The organism is Alcaligenes faecalis (assembly GCF_009497775.1).
Taxonomy (GTDB): domain Bacteria; phylum Pseudomonadota; class Gammaproteobacteria; order Burkholderiales; family Burkholderiaceae_B; genus Alcaligenes; species Alcaligenes faecalis_D.
The window spans coordinates 2273501-2289759 of the sequence record NZ_CP031012.1 but is presented as its reverse complement, the minus strand read 5'-3'; the positions used below and the strand labels follow the sequence as shown (position 1 = coordinate 2289759).

General features: G+C 55.7%; 15 protein-coding genes, 1 tRNA gene and 1 pseudogene. 9 read left to right on the top strand and 8 right to left on the bottom strand.

What is annotated here, in order from left to right; genetic code table 11:
- Positions 1–28 precede the first annotated feature (28 nt).
- The 5 genes and pseudogenes from gmk to DUD43_RS10660 form a co-directional block, all read right to left on the bottom strand.
- Entirely contained in the window at positions 29–673 is a 645-nt protein-coding gene (gene gmk / locus DUD43_RS10680; RefSeq protein WP_153230277.1) for a guanylate kinase, read from the bottom strand.
- 37 nt (positions 674–710) lie between these two features.
- Positions 711–1040 (bottom strand): hypothetical protein, encoded by a 330-nt coding sequence (locus DUD43_RS10675; RefSeq protein ID WP_153230276.1) that lies wholly within the window; start codon positions 1038–1040, stop codon positions 711–713.
- A 15-nt stretch (positions 1041–1055) separates the two neighbouring features.
- Positions 1056–1838: an exodeoxyribonuclease III gene (gene xth, locus DUD43_RS10670; protein WP_153230275.1), complete on the bottom strand. Its 783-nt coding sequence runs from the start codon at positions 1836–1838 to the stop codon at positions 1056–1058.
- Positions 1839–2133: 295 nt separating this feature from the next.
- A pseudogene (locus DUD43_RS19430) lies at positions 2134–2289 on the bottom strand (chlorhexidine efflux transporter); the annotation flags it as partial.
- 444 nt (positions 2290–2733) lie between these two features.
- A tRNA-Cys gene (locus tag DUD43_RS10660) sits at positions 2734–2807 on the bottom strand.
- Between the two features lie 164 nt (positions 2808–2971).
- On the opposite strand from DUD43_RS10660, the gene DUD43_RS10655 reads away from it, so the two are divergent.
- Positions 2972–5239: an arginine/lysine/ornithine decarboxylase gene (locus DUD43_RS10655; protein ID WP_153230274.1), complete on the top strand. Its 2268-nt coding sequence runs from the start codon at positions 2972–2974 to the stop codon at positions 5237–5239.
- 189 nt (positions 5240–5428) lie between these two features.
- On the opposite strand, the gene DUD43_RS10650 is transcribed toward DUD43_RS10655, so the two are convergent.
- Positions 5429–6322 carry a LysR family transcriptional regulator gene (locus DUD43_RS10650; RefSeq protein WP_153230273.1) on the bottom strand — a complete coding sequence of 298 codons (894 nt, stop codon included), beginning with the start codon at positions 6320–6322 and terminating at the stop codon, positions 5429–5431.
- 286 nt (positions 6323–6608) lie between these two features.
- On the opposite strand from DUD43_RS10650, the gene DUD43_RS10645 reads away from it, so the two are divergent.
- Entirely contained in the window at positions 6609–6749 is a 141-nt protein-coding gene (locus DUD43_RS10645) for a hypothetical protein (protein WP_021446543.1), read from the top strand.
- Between the two features lie 69 nt (positions 6750–6818).
- Here DUD43_RS10645 and DUD43_RS10640 read toward each other — a convergent pair whose 3' ends face one another.
- Positions 6819–7604 carry an isocitrate lyase/PEP mutase family protein gene (locus tag DUD43_RS10640; protein WP_153230272.1) on the bottom strand — a complete coding sequence of 262 codons (786 nt, stop codon included), beginning with the start codon at positions 7602–7604 and terminating at the stop codon, positions 6819–6821.
- A 61-nt stretch (positions 7605–7665) separates the two neighbouring features.
- The gene (locus DUD43_RS10635) at positions 7666–8127 is read right to left on the bottom strand and encodes a universal stress protein (RefSeq protein ID WP_153230271.1); all 462 of its coding nucleotides are present in this window, start codon (positions 8125–8127) and stop codon (positions 7666–7668) included.
- 193 nt (positions 8128–8320) lie between these two features.
- Between DUD43_RS10635 and DUD43_RS10630 the strand changes: the two genes are divergently transcribed.
- The 7 genes from DUD43_RS10630 to DUD43_RS10600 all read left to right on the top strand — a co-directional run bounded on the left by DUD43_RS10630 (position 8321) and on the right by DUD43_RS10600 (position 16257).
- Entirely contained in the window at positions 8321–9502 is a 1182-nt protein-coding gene (locus DUD43_RS10630) for an acetyl-CoA C-acyltransferase family protein (RefSeq protein ID WP_153230270.1), read from the top strand.
- Positions 9503–9753: 251 nt separating this feature from the next.
- Positions 9754–10926 carry an acetyl-CoA C-acyltransferase gene (locus DUD43_RS10625; RefSeq protein ID WP_153230269.1) on the top strand — a complete coding sequence of 391 codons (1173 nt, stop codon included), beginning with the start codon at positions 9754–9756 and terminating at the stop codon, positions 10924–10926.
- Between the two features lie 186 nt (positions 10927–11112).
- A complete protein-coding gene (locus DUD43_RS10620; protein ID WP_153230268.1) occupies positions 11113–11874 on the top strand; it encodes a spermidine synthase in 762 nt (253 codons plus the stop codon).
- A 98-nt stretch (positions 11875–11972) separates the two neighbouring features.
- Positions 11973–12941, top strand: coding sequence for an ABC transporter substrate-binding protein (locus DUD43_RS10615; RefSeq protein WP_153230267.1), 969 nt, complete (start codon positions 11973–11975; stop codon positions 12939–12941).
- Positions 12942–13020: 79 nt separating this feature from the next.
- Positions 13021–13917: an ABC transporter permease gene (locus DUD43_RS10610; protein WP_026483313.1), complete on the top strand. Its 897-nt coding sequence runs from the start codon at positions 13021–13023 to the stop codon at positions 13915–13917.
- Positions 13917–14711, top strand: coding sequence for an ABC transporter ATP-binding protein (locus DUD43_RS10605; RefSeq protein ID WP_153230266.1), 795 nt, complete (start codon positions 13917–13919; stop codon positions 14709–14711). Before DUD43_RS10610 ends, DUD43_RS10605 begins: the two co-directional genes overlap by 1 nt.
- A gap of 307 nt (positions 14712–15018) precedes the next feature.
- Positions 15019–16257 carry an efflux RND transporter periplasmic adaptor subunit gene (locus DUD43_RS10600; protein WP_153230265.1) on the top strand — a complete coding sequence of 413 codons (1239 nt, stop codon included), beginning with the start codon at positions 15019–15021 and terminating at the stop codon, positions 16255–16257.
- The last annotated feature ends 2 nt before the right edge of the window (positions 16258–16259 follow it).

Sequence of the window (16259 nt, the reverse complement as noted above, 5' to 3'; positions counted from 1 at the left end):
CTGTTATCAAAAAGTAATAAGAAGGAGATCAGCCCTGATTCAGCAGGGCATCTGCGCCTAATTGTTGAAAGAGTTGGCGATGCCGTACTGACTGAGTGGCAGTGCGCAAACGACTGGCCTGCACAATACTCAATAGCTGCTGTAATGCCGTATCAAAATCCTCATTGATAATAGCATATTGACAGTCACGAACATGGGCGATTTCGTGCTCGGCAGCCTCGACGCGTCGGGCGATGATCTCTTCGCTATCCTGCCCGCGTTTGCGCAAACGCGCCTGCAAGGTGGGCAGGGAGGGCGGCAGAATGAAAATACCCACCGCTTCGGGGAAATGTTCACGAGCCAGACGGGCACCTTGCCAGTCAATTTCCAGCAACACATCACGGCCTGCATTCAGGGCTTTCTGAATGGGTTCGCGGGGCGTGCCGTAGTAGTTGTCATGGACCTTGGCCCATTCCAGCATGGCGTTTTCTGCGACCATGTTTTCAAAGCGGGCCTTGTCCACAAAGAAGTAGTGCTCGCCGTCGCTCTCGCCGGGGCGGGGGGCGCGTGTGGTGGCCGAGATGGACAGCATGATGTTGGAATCATTGGCCAGCAGGGCGTTGACCAGACTGGATTTGCCAGCCCCGCTGGGGGCGACAACCATAAAAACAGTGCCAGGATAGCTCGTGGACATGGAGAGCAGACTCTAGAAGTAGATTTTTATAAAAGAATTAATTGCTGCTTGGGTCGCTTTGCCCAAACTCATTCAAGACAGCCATGACGCTGGCCTGGTCCGCGCACAGAAAGACCACCGTGTCGTTGGGGTTCATGGAGAACAGAACTTCCTCCACTTCCTGCGGGGCATCTTCGGGCTGGGCAATGGCCATTACGTGCACATCGCCACCGGCCTCGAATTGCTCGGGCGGGACAATATTGGCGACCGCATCCAGATCAGGCTCGCTGATGGCCAGATAGGCCCAGACCTTGTGTTCCTCTTCCAAGGTGATCTCAAGCACATAGGCCGAGTCAGTCTGCTCGATGATTTGGCTTTGAATTTGCATAATGAAATGAGTGTGTCAGCTAAAAGACAAGGTAGCGGTAACGGGTGCGTGATCCGAAGGCTGTTCATTGGCACGCGGCTCGCGGTCAATATCGCAGGCCGAGCAACGGGCCTTGAGCTCGTCGGACAGCAGGGCGTGGTCAATACGCAGCCCGGCATCGCGGCGGAAGGCAAAACGACGATAGTCCCACCAGGTAAAGGGGCTGCCGCTTTGTTCAAACAGGCGGTAAGCGTCGTGCAAGCCCAGAGCCAGCAAACGCTCGAACGCGGCGCGCTCGGGCGGGGAAACCAGAACATCGTCTACCCATTTGGCCGGGTCGTACACGTCCTGGTCGGCTGGGGCAATATTATAGTCGCCCAGAATGGCCAGACGGGGATACTGCTGCAATTCTTTTTCCAGCCAGTCGTGCAAGGCGGCAAACCATTCCAGCTTGTAGGTGTACTTCTCGCTCTCCAGCGATTGCCCGTTGGGACAATAGGCACAGATCACACGCACCGGACCGTCAGGTGATGGGTACGTGGCGGCCAGCAGGCGCTGTTGCGGGTCGTCGTAATTGGGCAGATTGCGCTGCACGTCGATGCCCGGTTCACGGGAAATCAGGGCCACGCCGTTATAGGTTTTCTGACCGGCCCAGTGGGCGTGATACCCCATTTCCTGAAAAGCCTCCAAAGGAAAACGCTCGTCGGGCAGTTTCAGCTCTTGAAGACACAGCACGTCTACGGGGTTGGCGGCCAGCCAGTCAAGAACTTGAGGAAGACGGACGTTCAGGGAGTTCACGTTCCAGGTGGTTAGTTTCATGGTGTAGAGATATTCTTTTGAATTCAGGGTGTTGCATGGGGGCGCTGGCATCGTTTGATTGGCCTGTTCAGTTCACGGCCTACCCAGTCCTTGCTGTGCCAGCGGCGCCCATGTTGCGCGGATGCCACTATCATATCAGCGCACAGGTTTTTAGCAGCATTTGACCCCTGGGCTTGGGCCAGTGGAATGTGTCTGCAATCGGCTCTTCTCTCAGGTCCATTTCCGTATTTGAAAATAAAAACCGCCCCGCTTTGAAGAGTCGAAAGCGTGGCGGTTTTTCTTGTTGTGTGTGGCTTTACGCGGCCTGATGCCGTGGAAGTGTAAATACCTTGTCGAACAGAAAGTTCCAGATGACAGCGGCGGTGGTCACCATCACGGCAAGCGGGAACGAGTCATTGGCGTTCGATCCACTCAGCAGGGACAAGAAGAGAGTGGAGAAAATGATGGCGAAACATTCAAACGTACTTTTACTAGGACCACAGCCGTTGCATTTTGCTCCAAAAGAACGAGGCTGCCGTGATGCGTGATGGACTCAACTTTGTTCTAGGTCGTAGTGAAAAACCGACATTTTCAGACAATAAATTTGCCCTCAAACCATCTGCATGTAACAGCTACAAAGTCAGGGTTCAAGACCTGAAGGGCGTTGTGGGCGGATTGATGTTTTTAGGGCACTAAAAAGAGGGTTTTTTGCGCAGATCACGCGCCTGCTTGTGTTAAATTGCAGGCCAAGTTGGAACGGTGGGCCAAAACCGATGAAAGGGCTTGGCCGCAGCGCGTAGTGCAAGGATTTGCTGTACAGGAAAAGGGAATAAAAAAATCGCCGTAATGGCGACTTTTTCTGTGTGATCAAAACCGGAAAGAAGGCCAATTTTGTCTGTCTTGAATGCAAGCAAGATGGAGGCGTGTGCTGGAATCGAACCAACCTGAACGGATTTGCAGTCCGTCACATAGCCAATCTGTCACCACGCCTTTTGTTTTGTCCTGGGACATGTAGAATTATGCCCAAGGACGTAGGGAAAAGCAAGTGTCACATGATGGGACGTGAAACCCGGTACGATCTGCTGCACAAAAGCGACTGACGTCCCTCCTTTTTTTGCCGCCGCTGCGGCACTCCCTTGTATTAAGGACATGGCATGCAATATCAATTCCCCATTGTGATCATCGATGAGGATTTTCGTTCTGAAAATGCGTCTGGTCTGAGCATTCGTGTATTAGCAGATGCGATCGAGGCCGAAGGCTTCGAGGTGTTGGGAACCACCAGTTATGGCGATCTGAGTCAATTTGCCCAGCAGCAAAGTCGTGCCAGCGCGTTTATTTTGTCCATCGATGATGAGGAGTTCACGCAAGATGGAGACAGCGCCCCGGCGCTGGTGAATCTGCGTGCCTTTATTCGGGCTGTGCGTCGTCGCAATACCGATGTACCTATTTATGTGTATGGCGAGACCAAAACAGCTCGTCATATGCCAAACGATATCTTGCGCGAGCTGCAAGGCGTTATTCACATGTTCGAGGACACGCCCGAGTTCGTGGCGCGTCACATCGTGCGTGAAGCGCGCAGCTATGTGGAAGGCGTCAAGCCGCCGTTTCTGAAAGCCTTGCTCGATTACGCCGAGGACGGTTCGTATTCCTGGCATTGCCCCGGTCACTCCGGTGGCGTAGCCTTTCTGAAAAGCCCGGTCGGGCAGATTTTCCACCAGTTCTTTGGTGAGAACATGCTGCGCGCCGACGTGTGTAATGCCGTGGAAGAACTGGGCCAGCTGCTGGATCATAACGGGGCCATTGGCGCCAGCGAACGCAATGCCGCGCGTATTTTCAACGCCGACCACTGCTTTTTCGTGACCAACGGCACCAGTACCAGCAACAAGATTGTCTGGCACCATGCGGTAGCTCCGGGCGATGTGGTGGTGGTGGATCGCAACTGCCACAAGTCCATCCTGCACAGCATTGTGATGACAGGCGCCATCCCCGTGTTTCTGCGTCCTACGCGCAACCACTTCGGGATTATTGGTCCAATTGCACGCAGCGAATTTGATATCGAGACCATTCGCGAGAAGATCCGCAAGCATCCCTTGCTCTCGCATCTGGATGCCGATACGGTCAAACCTCGCGTGTTGACGCTGACCCAGTCCACCTACGACGGCATTATTTACGACACCCAGGTGATCAAGAATGCCGTGGACGGTTACGTGGAAGTGCTGCACTTTGACGAGGCCTGGATTCCGCACGCCGCTTTCCACCCGTTCTACGGCCAGTTCCATGCCATGGGCAAGAACCGCCCACGTCCTCAAGAGACATTGGTGTTCTCCACCCAGTCCACGCACAAGCTGCTGGCCGGTTTGAGCCAGGCCAGCCACGTGCTGGCGCAGGACTCGGTCACCCGTAGCCTGGATCGTCATTTGTTCAATGAAGCCTATCTGATGCACACCAGCACCAGCCCGCAGTACGCGATTATTGCGTCCTGCGACGTGGCTGCTGCCATGATGGAGCCACCCGGTGGTCGTGTGCTGGTTGAGGAAAGCATTATTGAAGCCCTGGACTTCCGCCGTGCCATGCGCAAGGTCGAGTCTCAGTTTGATGAGGACGACTGGTGGTTCAAGGTCTGGGGCCCGCCAACACTGGCAGAAGACGGTGTGGGCAAGCCTGAGGACTGGATCATCACGGATGATGTGGAGCACAGCGAATGGCACGGCTTTGGCCCACTGGCTGATGGCTTCAATATGCTGGACCCGATCAAGGCAACCATTGTTACCCCCGGTCTGGATCTGACGGGCACCTTTGGTGAAACCGGTATCCCGGCTTCCATTGTGACCAAGTTCCTGGCGCAACGTGGCGTGATCGTGGAGAAGATTGGCCTGTACAGCTTCTTCATCATGTTCACCATCGGCATTACCAAAGGCCGCTGGAATTCTCTGGTGACCGCGCTGCAGCAGTTCAAGGATGATTACGACCGCAACCTGCCTGTCTGGCGTGTTCTGCCGCAGTTTGCGCGCCAGTATCCTTGCTACGAGGAAATGGGCTTGCGCGATTTGTGCCAGCACGTGCACCAGTTGTACGCCAAGCACGACATTGCCCGCCTGATGACCGATATGTACCTGTCGGATGTGGTGCCTGTCATGCGTCCGGCTGATGCTTTTGCCTGCATCGCGCAGCGTCGCACTGAGCGGGTCGAGATTGATCAGTTGGAAGGTCGCGTGACGACCAACCTGATCACGCCTTACCCACCCGGTATTCCGCTCTTGATTCCTGGCGAAGCCTTCAACAAGACGATTGTGGATTTCCTGAAGTTCTCGCGTGAACTGCATCGCCAGTGCCCTGGCTTTGGTACGGATATCCACGGTTTTGTGGAAGAGGTGGATGCCTCCGGTCAGAAGCGTTACTACGTGGATTGCGTGGCACAGTAAAGCAGCTTGCTATCCAAGGCCGGGGCAGGGAGTCGGCCTTGAGGTAGAGCAGGAAAGCAAACGGGCCTGGTGATGGCGCTTCAGGATTCTGGAAAATATCCAGACTTGAAGTGTCTTTCATCAGGCCCGTTTTTTATGGCTGTTTATCTGAGACGAACCATTGTGGTGGGTTCTTGTTGCAGATTCTTGCTACAGGCTTTGAGCTGTGCGTAAAGCACATTCCAATAGCCGCGAGGTCAGGGCTTGGGGATCCCGGTCTGCCCGCAAGATCGCCACAACCCGGCGTTGCAGAGTGGGTTGCTCAATTGGGTACTTGTACAGATTGTGTTCGTGCAACAGGCTGTCGGGAATGCGGCTGGGCAAGATACAGTCCCCCAATCCTGAAGCCACCAGCCGCAACATGGCATCTATGGTTTCAACTTCCGCCACAAATTCGGGATGCAGACCGCTGCTATGAATCATGCGGCGCAGGGCGTAGTGGGGCGGAAAGCCGATCAGGCGCAAGGCCTGGTGGCTTAAATCTGCATTGGGAAAGGGCTCCTGCCGGGCGGAGATGCAGCACATTTGATCGTCAAACAAGGTGTGCGAGATCAGCCCACCACAGTCCACCGCCGAGTCGTACACAAAACCCACATCGGCCTTGCCGCTTTCCACCAAAGCCACCACCTCGGGCGAGCTGCGTCCCAACAAGGACAGATTCACGCCAGGGTGCGAGCTCATGAAAGCGGCAGCCACGTCGGACATGAAGTAGTAGCTCAAGGTATGCACGGTGGCCAGCCGCACGGTGCCTGAATTGACCCCGTGATCCCGGCGTACAGCATGGATGGCACTGTCAATGCGGCTATAGGCGGGCTCGATCGCTTGGCGCAGCAGTTCGCCCGCATCATTCAGGCTGACTCCGCGTCCGGTGCGGGTAAACAGGGTCTGGCCCAGGCTTTGTTCCAGCGAGCTTAATTGTTTACTCAGGCTGGATTGGCTTTGTCCCAAATCATCAGCCGCTTTGCTGACCGAGCCTAATTGGGCAATGCGTAAAAAGCAGCGCAAGGAGCGATCCAGATTATCGGTGGGGCGTAAATCGTGCATGCCATTGTCTCTTTATTGTTGTGCTCAAATTTGTGAAAAGTGAGTTTTTAAGGGTGCCTTGGGTCTGTGTGAGTCGCGACGTATTCAGGGCAGTTGTTTTGGCCTGAATTGTCTATGAAAAAGACCTGTTTCAAATTGTCTTTATCTTGTTCTAACGTCGCCTAATTTGCATCCATAATGTGCTCATGTAATAGTCAAAATTGATTTGTGGTCTAATCATTGATATAATAAAGAAATCGGGGCGCTAAGGGCAGCGCCCCCTGTCGATATTGAGCAGGAGTTATTCGTGAGCAAATCGAAACCAGTACGTCGTAAACAAGCCTTTGAGGTCGAGCCCCTGAATTGGGTGGCTCCCAAGAAAGCAGTTGTAGAAACCGATCAGGAAGCCAAAGTGGACGCGTCCAGCGACCAGGCTCAGGACAGCTAAGTTCTGACTGAAGGGTTAAAAAGCGCAAGCCTCGCAGCTTGCGCTTTTTTTATGCCTGCTTGTTGTGCATCAGGACCAGCGGCGATGGGCTTGGGTGGGCGGCAGATGCCCTTGTTCCAGCAGCTGCAGGCTGGCCTCTTCAAAGCGGTTCCAGGTGGCCAGAGCCAGTTGTGAGCCTGTGCTGACCCGGCGTACGCCAATGGCGGCCAAATCAGGCACGTTCAGTCCCGGATGAATCAGCAGCACATTCACGGGCGTAGGTGCCAGTGCCTGGACCACCTGGGCAATATCGTCCAGCTCGCGTAAACCGGGGGCGTAGACCACATCGGCACCGGCCTGGGCAAAGGCTTGCAGCCGGGCTATGGTTTGCTCCAGATCCAGTGCGCCAATCAGCATGCCTTCGCTGCGGCCTATTAACAGCACGTCCTCGCCACTGTTAAGGATGGCTTGCTTGGCAGCCTGTATGCGGGCGACAGCCAGATCCAGCTCGTACAGCTCGTCTCCATGACGATCTTCAATGGACAAACCTGCAATGCCGGTTTCAATGGCCAGGCGGACATTGTCCGCGACTTGTTCCGGCTCATCGGCAAAGCCGTTTTCAAAGTCGGCGTTCAGTGGCAAATCCGTGCTGGCGGCCAGTTCTCGCAGATGCGCCAACAGGGCATCCCGACCCACCTCAAAATCTTCCAATCCGTTTGACCAGGCAAAAGCAGCGCTGCTGCTGGCAATCGCCTTTGCGCCTAGCCGTTCCAGCCGCTTGGCACCACCTATGTCCCAAGGGTTGGGCAAAATCAGTAAGCCGCTTTCATGCAAGGCTCGAAAACGGCGGCGTTTTTCCTGTGTGCTGATGTTCATGCGGGGCTCCTGAGAATAAAAAACGCAAACCGAAGTTTGCGTTTTGATGCCTGGCCACGTTTTATTTTTTCTTGGCTTTCTTGCGGATAACCAGTACGGGGATTTCCGAGTAGGTCAGAACGTGCTGTGTTTCGCTGCCCAAAAGCAGGCGTTTGTAGCCTTTGCGGCCATGCGAGGACATGACGATCAGGTCGGCATTTTGTTTTTCGGCGGTAGAAATAATGGCATCGGCCACCAGTTCCGATTTCACCACCAGACCCTTGACCGACACACCAATGTCTTTACCGGCTTGCTTGACGGCGGCCAGCTCGGATTGCGCGTGCTCTACCCAGGAGGCTTCGATACGGCTATCGAGCTTCTGATCAATAATGGGGCCGCCCTCCAGGTAGCTTTGGCGATAGCGCGGAATGACGCGCAGGGCCAGCAATTTGGCGCCGCTGGTTTTGGCCAGGTTCAGGGCATGGGTGACAGCGTGGGCGGACAGTTCTGAGCCGTCAGTGCATACCAGGATACGCTCGTACATGAGGGGGAATCCTATAAAAAGGGTTATCAAGAACGTGTCTTGTGGGTAAGGTATCAAACCATACTGCGAATTACGGTCTTTGTGTCTGCTTTATGGTTTTCCATGGCAGCCGTGTATATTCGAGTGGACGTTTTTGTCAGCTTGGCTTTTTTATGCTGGTCATCATATCCCAATGGGATTGAGGGAGATTCATATGAAAGAAGTGGTTGTAGTCCAGGCATGCCGTACGGCGATTGGTGATTTTGGTGGTGGGCTGAAGAATGTGTCGCCAATCGAGATGGGGGCTACGGTGTTGCGCGCGGTACTGGACAGAAGTGGCGTATCGGCGGCAGACGTTCAACATGTGGTGATGGGGCAGGTCATTCAGACCGAGCCGCGCGATATGTATTTGTCGCGTGTGGCCTCGGTGCAGGCGGGCGTGGGACACGGAACACCAGCCATGAACGTCAACCGTTTGTGTGGCTCTGGTCTGCAGGCCATTGTGTCGGCCGCGCAGGGCATTCTGGTGGGTGATGCCAAGGTAGCCCTGGCAGGCGGTGCAGAAAGCATGAGCCGCGCCCCTTATATGTCCAGCGCTCATCGCTGGGGCGCCCGCATGGGTGACTCGGTCATGATGGACATGATGACCGGCGCGCTGACCGATCCTTTTGATCGCGTTCATATGGGTATTACGGCTGAAAACGTGGCGCGCCAATACGGCGTGACCCGTGCCGACCAGGACGAGCTGGCGCTGGAATCGCACCAGCGTGCACGTCGCGCGATCGAGCAAGGCTACTTTAAAGAGCAGATCGTGCCCATCATCCAGAAAAGCCGTAAGGGTGAGATCGTGTTTGATCAGGACGAGCACGTACGTCTTGATGCCACGATGGAGAACTTTACCGGTCTGAAACCCGTGTTCCTGCCCGAAGGCGGCAGTGTGACGGCGGGGAATGCCTCGGGCTTGAATGACGGTGCGGCCGCTGTCTTGCTGATGTGCGCGGAAGAAGCGCGTCAACGTGGGCTGAAGCCATTGGCCAAGCTGGTCTCCTGGGGCCATGCTGGTGTGGATCCCAGCATTATGGGGATTGGTCCTGTGCCCGCAACCCGTCTGGCGCTGGAGCGTGCCGGTTTGAGCGTGTCGGATCTGGATGTGATCGAGTCCAACGAAGCCTTCGCCGCCCAAGCTTGCGCGGTCGTGCGTGAATTGGGTCTGGACCCGGCTCGTGTGAACCCCAACGGTAGCGGTATCAGCCTGGGTCACCCCATTGGGGCGACCGGCGCGGCCATTACCGTCAAGGCTTTGCATGAATTGCAGCGCGTTCAAGGTCGTTACGCGCTGGTCACCATGTGTATTGGTGGCGGGCAGGGCATTGCAGCGATTTTCGAGCGCCCCTAAGCCTTGCGGATAGTCCCTCTCCAAGTTTGGTTTGGAGAGCCAGAAAGCCGGAAGTGGTTTCAAACCACTTTCCGGCTTTTTTTGCGGCATATACAAGTAAATCTTATAAAAACGCCGACTTGATTATTTGTTTTTGTAGCGGGCCCTAAGCATCCGGCCAATTGCATCGAATTGTTTTAAAAGTAATGCGTGGCTTGTGTGGCTGAGCATGAAGCCCTTGTTTTCTCTCGTCAGAATAAAAGGAGATTCGTATGCAAGAAGTCGTCCTGGTTCAGGGGTGTCGAACCGCTTTCGGTAATTTCGGCGGCGCCTTACGGAGTGTCCCACCCGTTGAGATGGGGGCTGCGGTCATGCAGGCAGTGTTGGGCAGAAGCGGAGCATCGGCCTCGGAGGTGGAGCAGGTGGTGATGGGGCAGGTGGTGCTGACCGAGCCCCAGGATATCTATTTGCCGCGGGCCGCCTCCATGAAAGCAGGAGTCGCTCATGAGGCGGTTGCCATGAGCGTGAACCGTTTGTGTGCCTCCGGTTTGCAAGCCATTATTTCGGCAGCGCAAGCGATTGTATTGGGTGAGGCCAGCGTGGCCTTGGCGGGCGGCGTGGAAAGCACCAGTCGAATGCCGTATATGGCGACAAGCCAGCGCTGGGGGAGCCGCATGGGTAATGTGGCCTTGGTCGATGTATTGTCGGAAATTTTCATCAGCCCCTTAACTCGGGAGCATGTGGGGGTGACGGGAGAGAATGTCGCCAGAAAGTATGGTGTGTCTCGTTGCGAACAGGATCAGTTAGCCCTGGAGTCGCACCGTAGAGCACTTCGTGCCATTGAAAATGGTTACTTTGAAGAGCAGATCGTCCCTGTGGTGGCCCCCGATGGGATTGCCTTCGAGCAGGATGAGCGTGTTCGGCATGATGGCAGTCTGGAGCAGCTTGCCGCCTTGAAGCCTATTTTCCAGAGCGACGGGGGAACGGTGACGGCCGGTAATATCCTGGGCTTGGCCGATGCGGCGGCGGTGGTGCTGATGATGGAAGAGGGGCAGGCGCGCCGTAAAGGTTTGAAGCCCATGGGCAAGCTGCGCTCCTGGGCACATGCGGGCGTGGATCCACAATTTGCGGGAATGGGGCCGGTGCCCGCGACTCGCCTGGCGCTCAAGCGAGCGGGACTGTCGGTAAGCGATATTGATGTGATCGAGTCCAATGAGGCTTTTGCAGCACAGGTTTGCGCCGTTGCCAAAGAACTGGATTTTGATCCGGAGCGCGTCAACCCGAATGGCGGCAGTATCAGTATGGGGCACCCTTTGGGGGCGACAGGAGCGGCACTGGTGGTGAAGGCTTTGCACGAGTTGCAGCGTATCCAGGGGCGATATGCTCTGGTCACCATGTGTCATGGCGGTAGTGAGGGAGTGGCCATGATTATCGAACGTCAGTGAGCCGTTCCCCATCAGGTGATCGCTGTTATGATGGCGCCTTGCTAAAAAACGCCGGAAGTGGCGCAATGCCGCCTTCCGGCGCTGTTTTCTCTGTCGTCAGCTTATATCCAGGTTCAGGATTGTGTCGGGTGCCGCGTGGCACTTGTTTGAGCGGGGTGGTCTGACTGATTTGCAAGGAAGAGTTTCATGGCTGGTGAGCAGGGGGACGATAGTCCTACGTTGTCGGAAAGCGAAGGGATCCGTTATCTGCACTTTGGAACGGAGTGGATTCAAGGTGCCATGCGTATTCGCAAGCCCGCTGAATTGGTCTTGGCCTACACACAACAGATGATGGCCTGGCTGCTATTTATGGAAGACCCCAAACCCGAACACAAACTGGCCATTCTGGGCCTGGGGGCGGGTTCCTTGCTGCGTTTCTGTTTGAAGCAGACCAGCAGCCAGGTGCAGACGGTGGAGTGGAACCCATCGGTGATTGGCATGTGCAATGCCTTCTTTCGCTTGCCGCGCAGCCCGCGCTCCCTGATTGATCAGGCCGACGCCGGGGTCTGGGTGCAAGATAGCGAGCAGCACAGCCAGTATCGCGCCTTGATGGTGGACTTGTACGACGCCCACGCCGAAGGCCCGGTGCGTGACAGCCTGGAGTTCTACCAGGATTGCCGTGCGGTTCTGGACGACGAAGGCATCATGACCGTCAATCTTTTTGGCGCACATCCCAGCTTCAAACATAATATTGACAACATTCGTGAAGCCTTTAATGGCAAAGTATTGCTCTTGCCCGAGATGGACGAGGGCAATCAGGTGGTTCTGGCCTTCAAGGGCAGCACGCTGGAGATGACGGCCGGAGAGCTGCTCAGTCGGGCCGAGCAGGTGCAGGCCGATTATGGTTTGCCGGCTACACGTTGGGCCAGGGAACTGCTCTCGTTCCGTCGCCAGATGCAGGACCAGTAAAGTAGCGGGGCAGGGATTACCTCAAGGGTCAAAGTCCTGCCGTTCGCGTTAGACTAAACACCTAAAATTTTCGTTTTTTTGCATCTAAGGAGTATTGGATGAAACTGATCAGATCGGTGCATCAGGTGGCGGCCGCTTTGGCTTGTGTGGGATTGATGTCGGGCGCTGCAGTTCATGCGCAATCTGTATCGGTATCGTCGATTGTGGAACATCCGGCCTTGGACGCCATTAAGGATGGGGTACACAAAGCACTGACCGATGCCGGTTACAACGAAGCTTCGGGCTTCAAATGGCAGTTTCAGACCGCGCAGGGCAACCCTGCGATTGCAGCCCAGATCGCGCGCAAGTTCGTTGGCGACAAGGCTGACGTTATTGTGGCTATTTCCACTCCTTCGGCTCAGGCCGTCGTGTCGGCAACCAAGACCATTCCGGTGGTGTACTCGGCTGTGACCGATCCCGTGGTGGCGCACCTGGTGCCCAGCATGGAGCCTTCGGGCACCAACGTGACGGGTGTGTCCGATGCCCTGGCACTGGAAGCTCAGGTTGATCTGATCAAGAAAGTCGTCCCCGATGCCAAGCGCGTGGGTATGGTTTACAACCCCGGTGAAGCCAACTCCGCCGTGGTCGTCAAGGAAATGAAAGAACTGCTGCCCAAGCACGGCATGACGCTGGTGGAAGCCACCGCGCCTCGTACCGTGGACGTGGGTGCGGCTGCCCGTAGCCTGGTGGGCAAGGTCGATGTGATCTACACCAATACCGACAACAACGTGGTGTCGGCTTACGAGTCCCTGGTGAAAGTGGGCGTGGATGCCAAAGTACCTTTGATTGCTTCGGACACCGACAGTGTGGCCCGTGGTGCGATCGCGGCCTTGGGCGTGAACTACTACAACCTGGGTCTGCAAACCGGTCAGCAGGTTGTCCGTATTCTGAAGGGTGAAAAACCCGGCGATATGGCCTCCGAGACCAGCAGCAATCTGGAACTGTATGTCAATCCGGGCGCTGCCAAGCGCCAAGGCGTTTCGCTCAACGAGGACTTCGTGAAGTCCGCTACAAAAATCGTCGAATAAGCCTGAGCTGACTGCTTCTTGCAGGTGGGTTGCCACAAGCTGCCCGCCTGTTTCTTTTGTATCCTAGACGTCCAACAATATGTCTATTTATTCAATGTGGGGGGCCCTGGAGATTGGTCTGATTTTCGGACTGGTTGCTCTGGGTGTTCTGATTTCTTTTCGCATCTTGCGATTTCCTGACCTGACGGTCGATGGCAGTTTTCCTTTGGGTGGGGCCGTTGCCGCCATCCTGATCAGCCAGGGTAATGATCCTTTTCTGGCGACTGTAGTGGCCACCTTCGCCGGTGCCATTGCTGGCACGATTACCGGCTGGTTGAACGTACGCCTGAAAATCATGGATCTGCTGGCCAGTATCCTGATGATGATTGCCTTGTATTCCATCAACTTGCGCATCATGGGTCGCCCCAATGTGCCCCTGATCATGGAACCGACGGTCTTCACGATTCTGCAGCCTGAATCCATCGCTGACTATATTGCCCGTCCTTTGCTGCTGATCGGTTTGGTGATCATTGCCAAGCTGGCGCTGGACTGGTTCTTTGGTACGCAAACGGGTCTGGCCATGCGTGCTACCGGTGCCAATGCGCGTATGGCGCGTGCGCAAGGCGTGGCCACCGGCAATATGCTCTTGCTGGGCATGGCGATTTCCAATGCGCTGGTCGCCTTGGCCGGTGCCTTGTTTGCTCAGTCGCAGGGTGGGGCGGATATCTCCATGGGTATCGGAACCATCGTGATTGGTCTGGCCGCCGTGATTGTGGGTGAAAGTATCTTGCCCGCACGCAAACTGTTCTACGCCACCTTGGCCGTGGTGCTGGGTGCCATTCTGTACCGCTTCTTTATTGCTTTGGCCCTGAATGCCGATGTGATCGGCCTGAAAGCTCAGGACTTGAACCTGGTTACCGCCTTGCTGGTTACCGTGGCGCTGGTGATTCCATTGCTCAAGAAAAAGCGTGCTCGTAAACAGAAGGGGGCCCAGTAATGTTAGAAGCAAAAAACCTGTCCCTGACCTTTAACCCAGGTACGCCTATTGAAACCCGTGCCTTGCGCGGGCTGTCCCTGACCATTCCCGAAGGGCAGTTTGTGACTGTGATCGGTTCGAACGGCGCGGGCAAGTCCACCTTTCTGAATGCGATCTCGGGCGACCAGTCTGTCGATGATGGCCAAATCATGATCGATAACGTGGACGTGACTCGCCGCCCGGTGTGGGAACGTGCCAACTGGGTTGCGCGTGTATTTCAGGATCCGATGGCCGGGACCTGTGAAGATCTGACCATTGAAGAGAATATGGCGTTGGCCACCTGCCGTGGCAGTCGCCGTGGTCTGAGCCGTGCCGTCCGTCACTCCATGCGCGCTGAATTTGCAGAGCGTCTGGAAACGCTGGGTCTGGGTTTGGAAAACCGTCTGACAGACCGCATCGGTTTATTGTCGGGTGGCCAACGTCAGGCGGTCAGCTTGTTGATGGCAGCCTTGCGTCCTTCCAAGATCTTGCTGCTGGACGAACATACGGCCGCACTGGACCCGCGTACAGCGGACTTTGTTTTGCAGCTGACCAATCGTATTGTGCGTGAAGGTGGCCTGACCACCATGATGGTTACGCACAGCATGCGTCAGGCTCTGGATGTGGGTGACCGCACCGTGATGCTGCACCAGGGCAAGGTGGTGCTGGATGTCAGCGGCGAGCAGCGCCAGGGTCTGGATGTGCGGGATCTGCTGGAGATGTTCGAGCGGGTGCGGGGTGAAACACTAGCCGATGATAGTTTATTGCTAGGTTAGAAAGCACTATTCCGGATCTGGAAAACCGCGTGAACTCTAGGGGGTAAACGCGGTTTTTTTATATTCAAAAAACCCTAGGTATATGATAATACGTGTTCTTTTGACGTGGGCAGACGACGGGGCAAGTGCAAGGGGGTAACTGGCTAATCGTAGTCGCCAAACGATTGCAAGATAGGAATGAGTCTCATCGCAAATTTTCCTGTTTGATTTGGGCTTTTTCGACATATACTTGCTGCTTGTCCAAACCATACAATCCAGTCAGTTTAAGCGTTAAACTCCCATGCAACGCTTAGCTCAGGAGTTCTTCATGTCATTTCAAAGCTTGTTGGGTCGGCAGACTTTTCGCATTGCTGCCTTCTCTTCCTTGGTTCTGCTCGCCGCTTGCGGCAACAAAGAGCCTCAAGCTCCGGCCGGCGGGATGAAGGTCCCGGTCAGTGTGATTACCGTCCAACCGACCTCTACCGAGTTGTTCTCCGAGCTGCCTGGACGAGTCGAAGCAATTAAAGATGCACAAATCCGCGCCCGTGTTTCCGGGATTGTGGAAGAGATCAACTTTGAGCAGGGCGCTGATGTCAAACAAGACCAGCTCTTGTTTACCATTGACCCGGCTCCGTACCGCGCAGTTCGCAACCAGGCTGCCGCTCAGCTGAAAAATGCTCAGGCCGACGCACAAAGCGCCAAGCAATTGGCCCAGCGTTACGAGCGCCTGATCAAGGAAAATGCGGTTTCCCGTCAGGATTACGACAACGCCAAGGCCCGCGCCATGCAGGCTGATGCTGCCATTGCCGCTGCACAGGCAACTCTGGACAGCGCCAATATTGATCTGGGCTACACCAAGATTGTGTCGCCCGTGTCGGGTCGTATTGGCAAGTCCCTGATTACCGAAGGTGCTCTGGTCTCGGCCGCCAACGCCACACATATGGCTACCGTGCAGCAACTGGACCGTGTCTATATTGACGTGACGCGTTCCACTGCTGAACTGACGCAACTGCGTCGCGCCATGGCCGCCGGTACATTGAAGTCGGCCGGTGAAGGTCAGGCCAAAGCCAAGGCCGTGCTGGAGGATGGCTCCCTGTACGATCAGGACGGCGCTTTGCTGTTTAGCGGTGTCAGCGTGGATCCATCTACCTCGCAGGTCACCTTGCGTGCCGTGTTCCCGAACCCTGATGAAATCCTCTTGCCCGGCATGTACGTACGCGTCCGTCTGGAACAAGGCGTGATTCCGGATGCCTTGCTGGTGCCCGCGCAGGCTGTTCAGTACACCTCGGATGGTGCCTCTAATATTTACGTGGTTCGTGAAGAGAAAGCCCAGTCCGTACCTGTCGTGTTGGGACCTGAGAGCGATGGTCAGTATGTGGTCAACAAAGGCCTGCAAGCCGGCGACCAGATCATTGTCGAAGGCTTCCAGAAAATTCGTCCCGGTGCTCCTGTCCAGACAATTCCCTGGAAGGGCAACAAGTCAGCCGCTGCGCCTGCCCCTGATGCGGCTCCCGCACAGGAACCGGCCGCCGCTGCTGAGCCAAACGAAGCCAAGTCTAGCGAGTAAGC